Source organism: Pseudomonas sp. Pme6b, assembly GCF_058129925.1.
The window spans coordinates 154,840-169,714 of the sequence record NZ_CM176704.1 but is presented as its reverse complement, the minus strand read 5'-3'; the positions used below and the strand labels follow the sequence as shown (position 1 = coordinate 169,714).

Sequence of the window (14,875 nt, the reverse complement as noted above, 5' to 3'; positions counted from 1 at the left end):
GGGGCTTATTTCATGGTGAATTCAGCAGCCCACGCGTAGGTGGAGAGATTGGTAGCACGAGACGTCGCCGTGCAGACAGCACCGCCTTCAGAATTTGCAGTCCTGTTCCATTTCGGCACCTTGGCCCCACCTGCACCGGGAAGCTTTATGAAGGTGGTCGAGAATACGCAAACCTTGGAACCCATGACGTAGCGAACACTGGCGTAGCTGGTATCCGGTGATAGAGTGCTTTGCATCGAGTAAGTATCTGAACCTCCCGGGGGGACTGCAGAGTTAATCGGTGATTTAGCATTCAGCCGGGCAGAGATCTCATTACGCGTAACGGGTTTATACTCCGCCACCTCGGAGCCCAGGTTTTTAAATGTAACAGTAACTGCTGGTCCTGCTGGTCCCGCTTGCGCCGTAACGCTGGTGCACAGTGTTGCAAAAGCAAGGGAGGCCAATAAGGTCTTGTCGTTTTTCATAGGGAATAGTCCTTGAGTAAATGAGTAACTTCATAGCATTTTAAATAAGATAAAAGCGCGACGAAACGGGGCAACGGTCGTTCGTGCCCATATGGATCGTTCAGCTTATAGAGTGTCACGGAGGGATAGGCAGGGCGTGCGCATAGTGAATGCGTCGGTCAGATAAAGTACCTCCAGTCAATATAATAAATAAGAGTTAAAGCGATGCATGAAGCGTATCGCTATCTTGCCGTGTCCATCAGGAGCAAATTTTACTTGCTGACATTCGTTGTTGTTTTTTAACACAGGCGACACGAAAGGCAAGTAGGAAACTTCTGATTCTTGGCGCATTGGCAAAAGATATTTTTTATTCTTGTCTTTTAGCGCTGCATTGGATTAACTGCGCTGGCGAGAGCTAAGCGTGTAAGTATGTTGCGCCCTACAAGGCTGAAGGGCGCAATAACTTTCTTCACGTCACTGCATAAAACTTGCGCACATACCCCGTGCTGGTCCATTTGCAGGGCGCGCCCTGGGCGACGAATACGGTATCGCCGGTATTCACAGTCAGGCTCGGGCCGTTTTCCAGGCTCAACACTACGCTGCCTTCGATCAGGTTCATCAGCTCATGGATTTTGTGCGGGCGCGAGATACGCTCGTAGGGTGTGGAGTCCCAGACGCCGATGCGCAAAGTGCTTGCGGTGTCTTCGAACAGGTTGTTGCTGCGGCATTGTGGCAGCGAGCTGATCATGATCGCCGGGGCTGGCGGCGAGGACGGTGTGAGCATGGCGAGGCGGTCCAGGGCGGTAATACCGGGTTTGTCGGGCCATTGGCCTGAGTGGATCCGCAGAACGCCCAGAGGCTGTCCGGTTGCGCTTCGATACGTACTTGCGTGCCACGACCGATCACGGCACTTTCGCCGGTGCTGATGGTGATGCTGCCGGTGCCAGAGGTCAGCGTGACGCTGCCGCGATGCATCACCAGCATTTCGGTGTAGGGGTAGGCCTCTATCGAGAGTGCCGTACCCAATTCAACGATGCCAGCCGCAATACCCTGTTCATCGACAAATGCCGTGCGGCGGCCACTGTCGAACGGGTCATGCGCATCAATGGGCCGGTGGTGAATTCGGTATCTACCGGGCTGAGGTCAGCGCGGGCCAATAGCAGGACTGTGGGGTGGGGCATTGGGTTGGGCTCCTGGATGAGAATTTATGATTCATCGATGATCGTTCCAACGCGGTGCGCTTGGCGTTATACCCAACTCTTGTGGGAGCGGACCGGGCGACGCTTCGCTCGTTCGCGAAAGGGCCGGTACATTCTTCGAAAATATATCGCCTGAATTACCGTCTTCGCGAACAAGTTCGCTCCCACTGTAGGTTTCTGCCCAGCCTGCCACTGCGGTTTCAGCCCCGCTTTTAGAGCTCATCCGCACTTTTGTGTAACGCTGAGCGCAGAGCATTGGCACGATGATGTTCTTCCGGGCGATCAGCCGATCGCCTGGGTAATCAGCGCAAACTGGCGCACGCCCTGGCGGGCTTGCGGAACTGCGCCCATGCTCATGCAGGTCACGCTGTCGACACGCTTGAGGCCGGCTTCGTCCAGCCAGTCGGCCAGGCCGCAGTCGGTCGGGATGTCGATGCGTACAAATGCGTAGGGCACTTTGGCCAGCAGTTGCTTGATCATGTGGCGGGCCTGTTCCACCGTCTGGGCGACGACAGGGCCGATGCACAGGCCACGGCCGAAAGGACGCAACAGGGCAAAAGCCTGCAACTGGCCATCGCGTTCGATGCCGACTGCGTGCTCAAGGTTATTCAGCACATCGCCCAGCGTTGCCGAACGGTCCATGCCCGAACCGGCGTTGGCCAGTTCCAGCACACGAGCGTGGTCAGCCTCGCTCAGCGCACGACTGCTTTCCTGTGCTTCCAATGCGGTTGTGTCAGGCAGTTGTGCCTGCCCCTGACGCTGTTGAACCTCACCAAAACTGACGAAGCCCATTTTCTCGTACAGCGGTGCGCCAGCAAGTGTTGCATTGAGGATGGCGGTGCGTGGCGGCACGCAGCCGATAGCAAGCTCCATCAATCTGCGGCCAATGCCCTTGCCTTGATAGTCGTCGCTGACAATCACCAGACCAATCGTGGAAAACTCGCCCTGATGGCAGGCGAAGGCACTGCCGATCAAGCGACCGTTGTGTACTGCAACAAAGCCTTGGGCGACCCGTTGCAGCATGGCCCAGTCTTCCAGTCGATGCGGCCACTTCAGGGCAATGGATAACTCATGAGCGTTACCGACATCGGCTGCGGTCATGGGGCGAAATTCAAAGTCGAGGCGTTGCTGAGCGAGCATGACGTGTCTCCGTCCAGAAAGATGCACCGGCAAATAAAAGGCTGCGGCAGGCTTGCTGTATCCCATCTGCTGCGGGCGCTGACAAGAGGCCTGCAAGCATTCGGCAGATTCCACAAACCGCCGTTCTCCAGACCACAGTTACTGCTTAAATCGGGTGGGCACCCGGCAGCAAATGCTTGTGGTTTTTCTTCGGTTTCAGGCTCTTTATATAGCCGCCGGAATTTGCTGCTCGCAGATCACTGGCGCGGCGCAGTTTCTGCGGTGCAAACCCGCGTGTTTGAGCCCGAGCGCCCTGAAAAGGGTCAAAAAAGCGCCAAAAACCGGGGGCTGCCCAAGGCTGGAGCGCCCCGCAAAGTCTGCTGAGCGCGCACCTCAAAACGGTGGTTTCTATCAAGCAGCCATCACTTTTAACGCCATATGCTGATTTCACGGTGTTGTAATGAGGTTGTGCTGCAGCGTGCATCACCGCCCTTGGAAATGAGGCCGGATTGCTCGTCATGCCATGACCTCAACGAACTTTCAGGACCGCACACAATGAGCTTTCTTCGACCAAAATTCATTACGTTCGACTGCTACGGCACGTTGACCAATTTCCACATGGGCACCATGACGCGCGAGCTCTTCGCCGACCGCGTACCGGCCGAACAGATGGATCAATTCGTCAAGGATTTTTCGGCGTATCGTCTGGATCAGGTCATGGGTGACTGGATGCCGTACGACGAAATTCTCAAGGTTGCACTGGCTCGCACCTGCAAGCGCTGGAACGTTGAATACCGCGAAGAAGGCCAGCTGTATTACGACGCCGTGCCGACCTGGGGGCCACACGCCGATGTGCCCGCCGGTCTGTCGAAAATCGCCGACAAGATCCCGTTGGTGATTTTCTCCAACGCCAGCGACAGCCAGATCATGTCCAACGTCGAAAAGCTCGGCGCGCCGTTCCACAAGGTGTTCACCGCTGACCAGGCCAAGGTCTACAAGCCACGTCTGGCTGCGTTCGAGTTCATGCTCGACAACCTGGGTTGCGGCCCGGAAGACATCTTGCATGTGTCTTCAAGCTTCCGTTACGACCTGTTTTCCGCACACGACATGAAAATCAAGAACAAGGCATTCGTGGCTCGCGGTCATGAACAGCCAGCCAACAGTTTCTACGAATACCACCAGATCCCGGACATTGGCGGGCTGGCCGGGCTGGTCGGCCTCTAAACCGGACAACTCGCGCAACACCGGCATTTTTCAAGGTGCTCTTCTATGAGTGACAAGGGGAACAGAATGCGCAGTGAGTCTTACTGGCTCGATACGGCTCCAGACTTTACCGGCGCGCAGGACGGCGCAGTGGAGGGGCAGGCAGACGTTGTGGTGGTCGGTGGCGGTTTCACCGGTCTTGCGGCGGCGCGTGCATTGGCCTTGAAAGGTGCCAGCGTGGTGGTTCTGGAAGCTGGCCGGGTGATCGGCGAAGCGTCGGGCCGCAACGGCGGACAGTGCAATACCGGCGTGGCTCAGGACTACGCGTCATTGAGCGCGACCCTGGGGGCCGATCAGGCGCGCGAGTATTACCAGGCTTATGAAAGTGCGGTGCAGAGCGTCGTCACCGTGGTCGAGCAGGAAAACATCGCCTGCGACATCAAGCGTAACGGCAAGCTCAAGCTGGCGGCCAAGCCAGGACATTACGAAGGACTGGCGCGTACCTGCGAGCTGATTCGTCGTGAGGTGGATGCCGACGTAGAGTTGCTGTCCGCAGAGGACGTGCGCGGCGAAATCGATTCAAACGAATTCCACGGCGGCCTCTTGCAGCGCAACGGTGTGCAGATGCACGTTGGCCGTTTCGGCCTGGGCCTGGCCGATGCGGCTGTGCGCCACGGCGCAAAGGTGTATCAGGGTGCCACGGTGAAGGACTGGAAAGCCAACCGTGGCGGCTTCGTGGTCAACACCTCGAAAGGCTCTATTCAGGCCGGGCAGGTGTTACTGGCGACCGGTGCCTGCCAGCACGGCGGGTTGGGCTGGTATCGCCGACGCATCGTGCCGGTCGGCAGTTTCGTCATCGTTACCGAAGTGTTGCCGCAGGCGCTGATTGACCAGCTGTTTCCCAACCAGCGCGCTTACGTGACCAGCCGTTTGATCGGCAACTATTTCCGTCTTACCCCGGACAACCGCCTGCTGTTCGGCGGGCGGGCACGCTTCGCCATGTCCAATAGCAGTTCCGATGCCAAGAGCGGCAAGGTGCTGCAAGCGGCGATGGTGCAGATGTTTCCGCAACTGGCGCACGTCAAGGTCGACTACTGCTGGGGCGGACTGGTGGACATGACGTCCGACCGCCTGCCGCGTGCAGGCGAACACAATGGCGTCTTCTACTCGATGGGCTACAGCGGCCATGGTGTGCAGATGTCGGTGCACATGGGGCGGGTGATGGCTGAGGTCATGGAAGGCAAGGCGTTGGCCAATCCCTGGAAAGACCTGAACTGGCCAGCCATTCCCGGCCACTTCGGCAAGCCGTGGTTTCTGCCGCTGGTAGGCGCGTATTACCGCTATCAGGACAGTCGCCACTGAGTTTTTGTTTAACCGTCGTGTGTGCTTGAAGGACGCTCCGGCCAACCGTGAGCAACTCGGAATTTCCCCTTTTCGACAGGTAGAATTGATATGGCTGACAAAAAAACCGACTCCCAGCTGATCACAGGCCAAGACAGCCTGCGTGTTTTCGAAGGTCTCAATCGTGGTCTGTCGCGGCGCGATGCGCTGCGTATGCTGGGTGTTGCAGGTGTGGTTGCGGCGGGCTCGACCAGCCTGTTCGGTGCAGCGGGCAAGGTTTTTGCCGATGACGCCGATGCGCCTGTCAAAGGCAAGCCAGGCGGGCGCATTCGTGTGGCGGGCATGTCCAGCTCCACCGCTGACACACTTGATCCGGCCAAAGGCGCGCTGTCTACCGACTACGTTCGCCATTTCATGTTCTACAACGGTCTGACCCGTTTCGACAGCCATCTGGTTCCGCACATGGAGCTGGCCGAAAAGATCGAAAGCGACAACGCCACGGTCTGGACCGTCACCCTGCGCCAGGGCGTGACCTTCCACAACGGCAAGGCATTGACCGCTGGCGACGTGGTGTTCTCCCTGTCGCGCCACAAGGACCCGGCCACCGGTTCGAAAGTCCTGCCGCTGATGGCGCAGTTTTCCGAGATCAAGGCCACCGGCCCGCTGGAAGTACAGATCACCCTCAGCTCGCCAAACGCCGAATTGCCATCGATCCTCGCGGTTTCGCACCTGCTGATCGTGCCCGAAGGCACCACTGATTTCAGCAAGGGCATCGGTACCGGCCCGTTCACCGTCAAGGAATTCAACCCTGGCGTGCGCTCGGTCAGTGCGCGCAACCCTAACTACTGGAAGCCAGGCCTGCCGTACCTGGACGAGATCGAATTCATTGCCATTGCCGACGAGCCGTCGCGGGTCAACGCGCTGCTGTCCGGCGACGTGCACATGATCAACGAGGTCAACCCGCGTTCGACCACACGCATCGCGGCCAGCGCCAAGCACCGCGTTGTGGATGCGCCGTCCGGCAACTACACCGACCTGATCATTCGCCAGGACCAGATGCCCGGCAAGAGCCCGGAATTCACCGAGGCCATGAAGTACCTGTTGGACCGTGAACAGGTCAAATCGGCGGTGTTCCGTGGCTATGCCCGCGTCGGTAACGACCACCCGATTGCGCCCGGCTCGCGCTACTTCAACGCTGACCTGCCGCAACGCGCCTATGACCCGGAAAAGGCCAAATTCCTGCTCAAGAAAGCCGGCATGGAAAAAATCACCATGGCCGTAGCGGCATCGCCTGCTGCGACCGGTTCGGTGGACATCGCCGTGCTGCTGCAACAGTCGGCCAAACAGGCCGGGCTGACGCTCAACGTCAACCGCCTGCCGAGCGATGGTTACTGGTCCAACCACTGGATGAAACACCCGCTGAGCTTCGGCAACATCAACCCGCGACCGAACGCGGACGTGATCTTCTCGCAGTTCTTCCAGTCCTCGGCACCGTGGAACGAATCCGGCTGGAAAAACGATCAGTTCGACCAGTTGCTGCTGCTGGCCCGCGGGGAAACCGACGACGCCAAGCGCGCCAAAATGTACGGCGACATGCAGACCCTGGTAAGCCAGAACTGCGGCATCGGCATCCCCGTGTTCATCAGCAACATCGACGGCGTGGACAAGCGCGTTCAGGGCTATTCCAGCAACCCGCTGGGCGGCTTCATGGGCTACATGTTCAGCGAGCAGGTTTGGCTGGACGTGTAAATGCAACGCTGAACCGAGCAGGAGGATGCAGATGAATAGCAACACACTCTGGTTGATCGTGCAGCGCTTCGGCGCGGCGATCGTGACGTTGTTGATCGTTTCCATCGTGGTCTTCGCCATTACGGCGGTGTTGCCTGGAGACGCGGCACAACAGGCCCTTGGGCAATTCGCGACGCCTGAACAGGTCGCCGCATTGCGTACAAAGCTGGGCCTGGATCAGCCAGGTGTGGTGCGTTATCTGCATTGGTTGACCAACCTGCTCGGCGGCAACTTCGGTGAGTCGGTGTCCAACGCGATGCCGGTGTCCGAGCTGATTGCCGGGCGCTTTCCGAAAACCCTGATGCTGTCGGCAACCACCGCGCTGGTCTCGGTACCGCTAGCGCTGGCACTGGGCATTGGCGCAGCGATGTACCGCGGCAGCCGCCTTGATGGTGCGCTGAGTTTCATCACGCTGACACTGGTGGCGGTGCCCGAATTTCTGGTGGCAACCCTGGCGGTGCTGATTTTCGCCGTCAACCTGGGCTGGCTATCGGCGTTGTCGTATGGCGGTGACGTCAGCTCGCCGTGGCAATTCATGCGCACTTACGCGTTGCCGGTGATGACGCTGTGCTGCGTGATCGTGGCGCAAATGGCGCGCATGACCCGCGCTGCGGTCATCGACCAACTGGACAGCCCGTATGTGGAAATGGCGCGCCTCAAGGGCGTCAGCCCGGTGCGCATCGTCTTGCGCCATGCCTTGCCCAATGCCATCGGGCCGATCGTCAACGCCGTGGCACTGAGCCTGTCGTACCTGCTCGGCGGGGTGGTTATCGTCGAGACCATCTTCAACTACCCCGGCATCGCCAGCCTGATGGTCGATGCTGTAACCAACCGTGACATGGCGTTGGTTCAAGGCTGCACCATGCTGTTCTGCTCCGCTTACCTGGGTCTGGTGCTGATGGCCGACCTGTGTGCAATTCTTTCCAATCCGAGGCTGAGAACCCAATGACTCAATTCATTGCGAAATCGACGCCTGAAGCGCCGGCACCGGTGCTACGCAAAAAAGCGTCCCGCCCCACCTCATGGCTTGGCTTGCTGGGCGCAACGGTGTGCTTCATCTGGCTGATGGTTGCGCTGCTCGGCCCTTGGCTCGCGCCGCATGCTGTTGGCGAAGTGGTTTCCGACAACATGTTTGAAAACATGAGCGCGCTTTATCCGTTCGGCACCGATTACCTGGGACGCGACATGCTCAGCCGGGTGCTGGTCGGCGCGCGCTTCACGGTGGGCCTGGCGCTGATTTCGGCGGTGCTGGCCAGCGGCATCGGCACGCTTTGCGCGCTGTTGTCGGTGGTCGCGCCAAAATGGCTGGACGAAATCATCAGCCGCCTGATGGACGCGTTCATCTCGATCCCCAGCAAAATGCTGGCGCTGATCATGGTGTCGGCGTTCGGCTCCTCCGAGGTGCTGCTGATCTGTACGGCGGTATTGAGCTACACGCCGGGAGCGTTTCGTATCGCGCGCAGCCTGGCGGTGAATATCGAGGCGCTGGAATACGTGCAAGTGGCGCGCACGCGGGGTGAGGGTCGTATCTACATTGCCTGCCGGGAAATTCTGCCGAACATGCTCAACCCGGTCATGACCGACCTGGGGCTGCGTTTTGGCTTCATCGTCTTACTGCTCAGCGGCATGAGCTTTCTGGGGCTTGGTGTGCAGCCGCCCGATGCCGACCTTGGCTCGCTGGTACGCGAGAACATCGGCGGACTGAGTCAAGGCGCGCCGGCCATCGTGATCCCTGCGCTGGCCATCGGCACGCTGACCATCGGTGTCAACCTGTTCATCGACCGACTCGCCTCACGGCGCGGTCGCCGCTCGGGAGGGCATTGAAAATGAGCCAGTTGATTCGTGTGCAAGACCTGCGCGTGGTTGCCGATGGCGATCAGGGCGAGCTGGAAATCGTCAAAGGCGTCAGCTTCGCGCTGGAAAAAGGCGAAGTGCTGGCGTTGATCGGCGAGTCCGGCTCGGGCAAGACGACTATTGCGCTGGCCCTGTTGGGGTATGCCCGACGCGGCTGCAAACTGGCCGGCGGTGTGGTTCAGGTGGGCGAGCACGACATGCTCAGCCTGCACGAAAGCCAGTTGCAGGGCCTGCGCGGCAACCGTGTTTCCTACATCGCGCAAAGTGCCGCGGCGGCGTTCAACCCGGCCAAAAAACTTATTGATCAGGTTATCGAAGGCGCGCTGATTCATGGTCTGGGCAGTCGTGCAGAGCTGCAAGCCAAGGCCGTAGAACTGTTCCGCGACCTGGCCTTGCCCAACCCGGAAAGCATCGGCCAGCGTTACCCGCATCAGGTTTCGGGCGGTCAGTTGCAGCGCGTGATGGCGGCCATGGCGCTGATCAGCGACCCGTTGCTGGTGATCCTCGACGAGCCGACCACGGCGCTGGACGTCACCACGCAGATCGACGTGCTGCGCGCCTTCAAGCGGGTGGTGCGCGAGCGCGGTGCGACGGCGGTCTATGTCTCCCACGACCTTGCCGTCGTGGCGCAGATGGCTGATCAGATCGTGGTGCTCAATGGCGGGCGGATTATCGAGCAGAGCAGCACTGCGGCGCTGCTCAAAGGCCCGGAAGACGCCTACACCCGCAGCCTGCTGGCAGCGGCGCGGCCCGACAAAGTACTGAAACCGGCCAGCGAGGTGGTCAAGGACAGCACGTTGCTGACCATCAGGGGCCTGACTGCTGGCTACGGCAAAAAGAACCTGCAAGGCATGCCGATGATTCGCGTGCTGGAAGACATCGACCTGACCATTCGCCGTGGCCAGGCCATTGGCGTGATCGGCGAGTCCGGTTCGGGCAAGTCGACCCTGGCCCGTGTGGTCGCCGGTCTTCTGGACCCGGCGCACGGCAGCCTGACATTCGACGGTGCCGAATTGTCCGGTACCCTCGCGGGACGCACCGAAGAGCAGTTTCGGCGCATCCAGATGGTGTTCCAGAACGCCGACACCGCGCTCAACCCGATGCACAGCATCAGCGCAATTCTGGCGCGCCCGCTGAAGATGTATTTCGACCTGAAGGGCAAAGCCCTGCGCGATCGCATCGACGAACTGATGGACCTGGTGCGCCTGCCCCGTGAACTGGCAGAGCGGCGCCCCAACGAACTGTCGGGTGGCCAGAAACAACGCGTCAACCTGGCCCGCGCGCTGGCGGCCAAGCCGGACCTGATCCTCTGTGATGAAGTGACCTCGGCGCTGGATACCGTGGTGGGCGCGTGCATCCTTGAACTGCTCGGCGAACTGCGCCGCAAGCTGGGTGTTTCCTACCTGTTCATCAGCCATGACATTTCCACCGTCCGCGCGCTGTGCGACGACATTGTGGTGATGTACAGCGGCCACAAGGTCGAAGAGGGCAGCCGCGAAGCGTTCAGCCGTGTGCCATTCCATCCGTACACCGACCTGCTGGTGCACTCAGTGCCAGAACTGCGTCAGGGCTGGCTGGAAACCTGCGGTGTGACCAGCGGCAAGCTGCCACCCATCAGCGCCCCGGCCAACAACCCCGAGCTGTGCACCTTTCTCAACCGTTGCCCGGCCCGTGTCGAAGGCCTGTGCAACAAGACTGCCCCGAGCCGTCGCATGATCGCAGGCGGCAGCGAAATCCTCTGCCATCGCGACAGCGACGAGCTGCAGGCGGTGCAAGAAAACCTTAATCCTGTGACCGTGGGAGCCTACGCATGAGTGGCCGTTTTGTGAGACTGGGCGAACGTGATCGCCCGGTTGTGAGCCTGATGGTCGATGGCGCGCCCATAGAAGCATTGCAAGGCGACACCTTGATGGTGGCGTTGCTGACCCGCAAAGCCACGCTGCGCCAGTCCGAGTTCGACTCCGGACGTCGTGCCGGTTTTTGCCTGATGGGCGCCTGTCAGGATTGCTGGGTCTGGACCCGCAACGGCGAGCGCCTGCGCGCCTGCTCCAACGAAGTCCGCGACGGACTCGATATCGTCACCACCCAACCGGAGGCGAAATGGCCACTTCTTCACGGTTAGACGTTCAGAACCCTGCCAGCCCGAGAGTCGTCATCATTGGCGCTGGCCCGGCAGGCACCCGTTGCGCCGAAACCTTGCTGGCGGCGGGCATCAAGCCGATTCTGATCGACGAAAACCGGCGCGACGGCGGGCAGATCTATCGCCGTCAGCCAGAAGGCTTCAAGCGCGATTATTCAGCGTTGTATGGCACCGAAGCAGCCAAGGCGCGTGACCTGCACGAAAGCTTTGACCGCCTGCGCGCACGAATCGACTATCGCCCCGACACACTGGCCTGGAACCTCACGCATGGCGAGCTGTGCTGTGCCAGCCAGGGCGTGCATACCGTGGTGGAATACGACGCACTGATCCTGTGTGCCGGGGCCACCGACCGGCTGATGCCGATCAAGGGCTGGCAACTGGCAGGCACCTACAGCCTGGGCGGCTCACAGATCGCGCTCAAGTCGCAGTCGGTGTCCATCGGCAGTCGCGTGGTGTTCATGGGCAGCGGACCGTTGCTTTACCTGGTCGCCAGCCAGTACGTCAAAGCCGGTGCCGATGTGGCCGCCGTGCTCGACACCTCGCCATTCAGCAAGCGCATCGGCGCGATGCCCAAATTGCTCGCGCGCCCTGGCTTGCTGTTCAACGGCATGAAGCTGCTGGCCCAGTTGTACAGCGCCAAAGTGCCGGTGCACCTGGGCGTGCAGCCCGAAGAAATTATCGGCAGCGAGCAGGACGGTGTGACCGGCGTGCGCGTGAAGCTCGCCAACGGTAACTCGCTGACCGTCGATTGCGATGCATTGGCGCTGGGTTATCACCTGCGCCCGGAAACTCAACTGGCTGACCTGGCCGGATGCCAACTGCGTTTCGACGACGCGTCCGGGCAATGGGTGCTGGCGGTCGACGAAGACGGTCGCACCTCGGCGAACGGCGTTTATGCAGCGGGCGACGGCGCAAAAATCCGTGGTGCCGATGCTGCCGAACAGGCAGGGCGATTGGCGGCGATGGCGTTGCTGGACGATCTTGGCCGGCCTGTGGATAACTCGCGCCGCGAAGAGGTGCGCAAGAATCTGCAGGTCATGGACCGTTTCCGTGTCGGGCTGACCGAAGCGTTTCCCTGGCCTGCTGCCCAGGCAGCTGGGTTGCCCGATGAAGCGATTGTCTGCCGCTGCGAGATGATCAGCGCCGGTGAACTGCGCGGCGTGGTGCGTGAAAAAGGCGCATGCGAAGTCAACCGCGCCAAGGCTTTCAGTCGCGTTGGCATGGGCCGTTGCCAGGGACGTTATTGCTCGCAGGCCGGTGCCGAAGTAATCGCTGCCCAGGCCGGTGTGCCGGTCGAGCAGGTCGGTCGTCAGCGCGGGCAGGCACCGGTCAAACCGCTGTCGATGCTGGTGGACGAGGTGGCCTCATGAAACAACCGAAAGTGGATGTGCTGATTGTCGGTGGCGGCTTCATGGGCTCGGCGTCGGCGTTCTTTCTGCGTCAGCGCGGCAAGTCGGTGACCCTGCTGGAGCGCGACGTGATCGGCCAGTACGCCAGCGGCGTCAACTTCGGCAACGTGCGGCGCCAAGGCCGGCACCTCGGTCAGCTGGAACTGGCCAACCGCTCCAGAGCACTGTGGCAGCGGTTGCCTGAGCTGATCGGCGAAGACCTGGAGTTTCTGCCCAGCGGGCACATGCGCGTCTGCTATCGCGAGGATGAAATCGCTGAGCTGGAAGCTTACGCAGCGGCCCCGGAGGCCCGTGAGCTGGACCTGAAAATCTATAGCGGCAAGGCACTGCACGAGCGTTTCGGGTTTCTCGGGCCGGACGTAAAGGGCGGCTCCTACGCGCCGCACGATGGCCACGCCAACCCACGTCTGGCTGCACCGGCTTTTGCGCGCGCAGCGATTCGTGCCGGGGCGCGCATCGAAGAGCGTACCGAAGTGGCGCATGTGGAAAAGGTCGGTAACGAATTTGAAGTCACCACCACTGACGGGCGCATTTTCACTGCCGATCAATTATTGATCACCGCAGGTGCCTGGGGGCAAAAACTCTCCGCGCAGTTTGGCGAGCCCGTACCGCTGGAAACCAATGGCCCGCAGATGGCTGTGACCGAACCGGTGCCTTATGCGCTGCCGACCGTCATCGGCGTGTTCACCAAAATCCCTCACGAAGTGATCTACTTTCGGCAGATCGCACGTGGCAACATCGTCATCGGCGGTGGTTTTCGCAGCAAGCCGGACATGGTCAACCGCCGCGCCTACGTCGAGCCGCGCAGCATCATTAATCAGGTGCAGCAGATGCGTCGGCTGTTGCCCGGTGTCGGCAACCTGAACATCATCCGCGTGTGGAGCGGCATTGAAGGCTACACGCCGGACTCGCTGCCAGTGATGGGCCGCAGCGGTAAGGTCGATGGCCTGTTCTATGCATTTGCCTTCTGCGGTCACGGCTTCCAGCTCGGTCCGGGCGTGGGCGACGTGATGGCTGAACTGATCAGCACCGGTAAGACCAGCACCTCGATCAGCCCGTTCGACATTCGCCGTTTTGAAATCGTTACCGAACAAGCGAGTAAAGCCTCATGAGCCCCCGCGCCCTGGAAATTCTCAAACGCCTGATCGCCTTCGACACCGTGTCGTCGGAGCCGAACATGGCACTGATCGAATACGTCCGTGAACTGCTGGCCAGCAAGGGCATCGAGTCGTTGATCGTCAAGGACGAGACCGGCAAGAAGGCCAACCTGTTCGCCAGCACCGGCCCGCGTGATGTACCCGGCGTGCTGCTGTCCGGCCACACCGACGTGGTTCCTGCGGCCGGTCAGGCGTGGACGATGCCGCCGTTTCAGGCCACCCTGCGTGACGGGCGTATCTACGGCCGTGGCACCTGCGACATGAAGGGTTTCATTGCCCTGGCCATCGACGCGATGCTCGATGCCGCGGACATGACCCTGATCCGTCCGCTGCAACTGGCGCTGTCCCACGATGAAGAGATCGGCTGTGTCGGCGTGAGACGGCTGCTGGATGTGTTGCATCTGGCACCGGTGCGCCCGTTCCTGTGCGTGGTTGGCGAGCCGACCCTGATGCAGTTCGCTGTCGGTCACAAGGGCAAGGCGTCCTATCGCACCTTCTGTCGAGGCCAGGAGGCACATTCCTCGCTGGCCCCAAGAGCGGTCAACGCGATTCACCTGGCCAGCGATTTCATCGCCGAGCTGCGCAATAGCCAGAAACGGATCGAGCAACAAGGCGCGCGTGACGAGGGTTACGACATCCCTTACAGCACCGTGCACATCGGCCGTATCGATGGCGGCAAGGCGCTGAACATTGTGCCCAACCTTTGCACCATGGAATTCGAGTACCGCAACCTGCCGGGCGACAATCCCGACGCGCTGCTGGAGCAACTGCGCGAGCGCGCCGAAGTGCTGGTACGCGAAGCGAAACAATTGTCGGGCGTGGCCGCTATCGAAATCGAAGTGATGAACGAATACCCGGCACTGGAGACTCATCCGAGCGTTGAAGCAGTGCGCATGCTGCATGCATTTGCCGAACCGGGCACACAGCACATCAAGGTCTCCTATGGCACTGAAGGCGGCCTGTTCGCCGGGCGGCTCAACGTGCCGGTGGTGGTGTGCGGGCCAGGCTCCATCGAGCAGGCACACAAGCCGGACGAGTTTATCGAGGAGAGCCAGATGAACGCGGGCGAGCGCTTTTTGCAAAGCCTGCTGGGTTCGTTGAAGCAGTAGAGGCTGCCGTCCGAGGGCAAATTTCAGCATCGGACGCTGCCGTTATCCTGCTTTCAGCATCCTGGACTGCGGCGCCTGCCTAGACTGGCAGGTATCCCGAAACAGGACTCGAC

Annotated in this window: 13 protein-coding genes and 1 pseudogene; 11 read left to right on the top strand and 3 right to left on the bottom strand. The window is 60.5% G+C overall.

Going from position 1 to position 14,875, the window contains the following annotated elements; genetic code table 11:
• Positions 1 to 5 precede the first annotated feature (5 nt).
• The 3 genes and pseudogenes from AC4ANE_RS00775 to AC4ANE_RS00765 all read right to left on the bottom strand — a co-directional run bounded on the left by AC4ANE_RS00775 (position 6) and on the right by AC4ANE_RS00765 (position 2,782).
• Positions 6 to 464 carry a hypothetical protein gene (locus AC4ANE_RS00775; RefSeq protein WP_031595713.1) on the bottom strand — a complete coding sequence of 153 codons (459 nt, stop codon included), beginning with the start codon at positions 462 to 464 and terminating at the stop codon, positions 6 to 8.
• 448 nt (positions 465 to 912) lie between these two features.
• Positions 913 to 1,624 (bottom strand): annotated as a pseudogene (locus tag AC4ANE_RS00770) (cupin domain-containing protein).
• A 300-nt stretch (positions 1,625 to 1,924) separates the two neighbouring features.
• Positions 1,925 to 2,782 carry a GNAT family N-acetyltransferase gene (locus AC4ANE_RS00765; RefSeq protein WP_002555962.1) on the bottom strand — a complete coding sequence of 286 codons (858 nt, stop codon included), beginning with the start codon at positions 2,780 to 2,782 and terminating at the stop codon, positions 1,925 to 1,927.
• Here AC4ANE_RS00765 and AC4ANE_RS00760 point away from each other — a divergent pair.
• The 11 genes from AC4ANE_RS00760 (at position 2,714) to argE (ending at position 14,762) form a co-directional block, all read left to right on the top strand.
• Positions 2,714 to 3,145: a hypothetical protein gene (locus AC4ANE_RS00760; protein ID WP_162233998.1), complete on the top strand. Its 432-nt coding sequence runs from the start codon at positions 2,714 to 2,716 to the stop codon at positions 3,143 to 3,145. The two genes, AC4ANE_RS00765 and AC4ANE_RS00760, sit on opposite strands and share 69 nt — an antisense overlap.
• Positions 3,146 to 3,316: 171 nt before the next feature.
• Complete coding sequence (locus AC4ANE_RS00755) at positions 3,317 to 3,985, top strand: haloacid dehalogenase type II (RefSeq protein ID WP_002555961.1); 669 nt, start codon at positions 3,317 to 3,319, stop codon at positions 3,983 to 3,985.
• Positions 3,986 to 4,051: 66 nt separating this feature from the next.
• Positions 4,052 to 5,326 carry an NAD(P)/FAD-dependent oxidoreductase gene (locus tag AC4ANE_RS00750; RefSeq protein ID WP_002555960.1) on the top strand — a complete coding sequence of 425 codons (1,275 nt, stop codon included), beginning with the start codon at positions 4,052 to 4,054 and terminating at the stop codon, positions 5,324 to 5,326.
• A 90-nt stretch (positions 5,327 to 5,416) separates the two neighbouring features.
• Positions 5,417 to 7,054 carry an ABC transporter substrate-binding protein gene (locus AC4ANE_RS00745; protein WP_002555959.1) on the top strand — a complete coding sequence of 546 codons (1,638 nt, stop codon included), beginning with the start codon at positions 5,417 to 5,419 and terminating at the stop codon, positions 7,052 to 7,054.
• A gap of 31 nt (positions 7,055 to 7,085) precedes the next feature.
• A complete protein-coding gene (locus AC4ANE_RS00740) occupies positions 7,086 to 8,042 on the top strand; it encodes an ABC transporter permease (protein WP_002555958.1) in 957 nt (318 codons plus the stop codon).
• On the top strand, positions 8,039 to 8,917 hold the full coding sequence (locus AC4ANE_RS00735) for an ABC transporter permease (protein ID WP_002555957.1): 879 nt from the start codon (positions 8,039 to 8,041) through the stop codon (positions 8,915 to 8,917). Before AC4ANE_RS00740 ends, AC4ANE_RS00735 begins: the two co-directional genes overlap by 4 nt.
• A 2-nt stretch (positions 8,918 to 8,919) precedes the next feature.
• The gene (locus AC4ANE_RS00730; RefSeq protein ID WP_002555956.1) at positions 8,920 to 10,761 is read left to right on the top strand and encodes an ABC transporter ATP-binding protein; all 1,842 of its coding nucleotides are present in this window, start codon (positions 8,920 to 8,922) and stop codon (positions 10,759 to 10,761) included.
• Complete coding sequence (locus tag AC4ANE_RS00725; RefSeq protein WP_002555955.1) at positions 10,758 to 11,069, top strand: (2Fe-2S)-binding protein; 312 nt, start codon at positions 10,758 to 10,760, stop codon at positions 11,067 to 11,069. The genes AC4ANE_RS00730 and AC4ANE_RS00725 overlap by 4 nt, the downstream gene beginning before the upstream one ends.
• Positions 11,048 to 12,457 (top strand): FAD/NAD(P)-dependent oxidoreductase, encoded by a 1,410-nt coding sequence (locus AC4ANE_RS00720; RefSeq protein ID WP_002555954.1) that lies wholly within the window; start codon positions 11,048 to 11,050, stop codon positions 12,455 to 12,457. The genes AC4ANE_RS00725 and AC4ANE_RS00720 overlap by 22 nt, the downstream gene beginning before the upstream one ends.
• Positions 12,454 to 13,608: an NAD(P)/FAD-dependent oxidoreductase gene (locus AC4ANE_RS00715; RefSeq protein WP_002555953.1), complete on the top strand. Its 1,155-nt coding sequence runs from the start codon at positions 12,454 to 12,456 to the stop codon at positions 13,606 to 13,608. Before AC4ANE_RS00720 ends, AC4ANE_RS00715 begins: the two co-directional genes overlap by 4 nt.
• Entirely contained in the window at positions 13,605 to 14,762 is a 1,158-nt protein-coding gene (gene argE / locus AC4ANE_RS00710; protein WP_002555952.1) for an acetylornithine deacetylase, read from the top strand. Before AC4ANE_RS00715 ends, argE begins: the two co-directional genes overlap by 4 nt.
• The last annotated feature ends 113 nt before the right edge of the window (positions 14,763 to 14,875 follow it).